The 1,058-nt window shown below is 32.1% G+C and carries 1 protein-coding gene; it reads left to right on the top strand.

Annotated features, from left to right (window positions below; translation table 11 throughout):
* The first annotated feature begins 60 nt into the window (after positions 1-60).
* Positions 61-1,032: a hypothetical protein gene (locus CK503_RS15900; protein WP_095607816.1), complete on the top strand. Its 972-nt coding sequence runs from the start codon at positions 61-63 to the stop codon at positions 1,030-1,032.
* Positions 1,033-1,058 lie beyond the last annotated feature (26 nt).

Below are 1,058 nucleotides of genomic sequence, written 5' to 3'. Positions count from 1 at the left end.
TCGTTAGGCATACTTTCAAAAATAAATTCTAAATTTTAAGTCATATTTTTAGTCCATTTTATGAGAAAACTCATTAGTTCAATTTTTCTCGTTCTATTTTTAACTGGTTGTTTTAGTTCTCCTTATGTGGATCCCAATACAGGTTCAACTTCCATATCCTCTGTTGAAGAGCCTGAAAAAATGGAGCCTTGTAACTACAATTCTCTCGATGGCAAAGAAATAATTTTATCTAAAAGTCCTAAAAGGACTGCTAATTATTCTCAATACAGTGCATCTCAAAAAGAAATGGCTAATAGTGTAGCTCAAAATGGATTCTCTTTGATTAACGTTGAACCTTCTTTATATGCAGGTAATTTATCAATCGATAAATATGCTGAAATGGAAGGCAAAATTGTTGATAAAGTTGAGGCAGAATATAATAGTGCTGCTGAAAAACAAGGCGTTTTAAGTACGGCCCAATTTACTAATTACTACTACAAGATTGTCCTTTCAGACTGTAGCATTGCTTACACAAATACTGGAGTTGGAGAATTACTTTACACACCCAAAAGTGTTTTAGAGGACGCAAAAAAACTTGTCGGAGATTCTGTCTGGGTTGATAAAAGAAAAGATCTAAATTCTAAAGAAGAGAAAAATTTATCTCATCTTGAAAACGTGAAAGTTATTAGTGTTGAACCAGTTAGTTATAATCTGTCAAATGAATATATGCAAAATGAAATCATCTCTGATGTTATTTTGAAAGTTAAAAACTTTAAGAATGAAACAGTCAGTTTACCTTATGATGATGAATATTATTTTACAGAAAATCCTATAGAGCAATCTTGGTCAACTGAAATTAAATATGCAGTTCAAAACCAAGAAATAGTTATAGGCATGACAGAAAGGCAAGTCCGTTTATCATGGGGTCAACCAGATGATATAAATAGCACTGTTACTGCTGAAAATAGAGATGAGCAATGGGTTTATGGAGATGAAACTGAAAGAACTTATCTCTACTTCGAAAATGGAGAATTAACAACCTATCAAAACTAAGTAAAAGTATGCCTAACACGCGCATT

This window comes from Fodinibius salipaludis (assembly GCF_002287075.1).
Lineage (GTDB): Bacteria > Bacteroidota > Rhodothermia > Balneolales > Balneolaceae > Fodinibius > Fodinibius salipaludis.
Note: the sequence above shows the minus strand (reverse complement) of the source record. Positions and strands in the feature narration are given on the sequence as shown.

What these genes read in the sequence shown, in the direction of transcription:
- CK503_RS15900 (WP_095607816.1), top strand. Translation starts at nt 61, where the DNA reads ATGAGAAAACTCATTAGTTCAATTTTTCTCGTTCTATTTTTAACTGGT.